This is a genomic window from Dietzia sp. SYD-A1 (genome assembly GCF_015356725.1).
Taxonomy (GTDB): Bacteria; Actinomycetota; Actinomycetes; order Mycobacteriales; family Mycobacteriaceae; genus Dietzia.
Genome location: NZ_JADDKI010000692.1, coordinates 1 through 808 on the forward strand (window position 1 = coordinate 1; position 808 = coordinate 808).

An 808-nucleotide genomic window follows, 5' to 3' on the forward strand; every position below is an offset into this window, starting at 1 on the left:
CTCGAGTTCGGTCTCGGCGCGCTCGCGGCGTCGCGTCAGGCCCGCGAGGGACAGCGCGATCGTCGCGGACCCGATCACGCCGAAGAGCGCGAGCGCGGTCCCCGCGGCGATCAACGAGCCGGTGCCCACCGTCCCGAGCACCCCGAGTTCGCCGCCGGCCACAACCGGGCTGACCACCATCACCAGTGCGACTATCGCGGCGGCCAGCCACGTGGCCTTGACCGCGTCGGCGGTGGTGCGGAACCAGTGCGCGACCGCGCGCGCGAGCCCCGCCGCCACGAGCACCGTCACCAGCAGGAGCCCCTGCACCACCCAGTGCGGGTCCGTCGTGGGCAACGCCGCCGCGAGCGGAACCTCGGGCATCGGTCCGCGAGACACGGCGAACAGGCTGTACGAGGCCTCACCGAGGTGGGCCTCCCCGCCGACCGCGAGGGTGGCCGCGGCCATGACGACATTGGGCAGGTATGAGATGGAGATCGCCGCGAGCGCGGCGGTCCCCGTGACATCCTTTCCGATCTCGAGGACCGAACCCACCGGCCCCCACGCCGCCAGGAGTCCGACCAGCAGGAGGATCGCGGCGATCGCCCAGACGGCCGCCACGAACGCCGCGCCGAGATGGATCCCGCCGCGCACCCACACCGGCAGGACTTCCCGCAGGTCCCGCCGGAAGTAGAGCCAGACGCCCAGCCCCGATCCGAACAGCGCCACCGCCGCCGTCCACAGCAGCGCCGCCGTCGGGGAGGACTCCCTCACGGCGAAGTCCGAGCCGGCGGAGCCGACCAACAGGGTCGCCAACCCCGTCATCAGC

The 808-nt window shown here is 73.3% G+C and carries 1 protein-coding gene; it reads right to left on the reverse strand.

The window, feature by feature from the left end; genetic code table 11:
* On the reverse strand, positions 1-808 hold an 808-nt coding region (locus IY392_RS18645), incomplete at both ends, for a DUF6350 family protein (protein WP_228549636.1).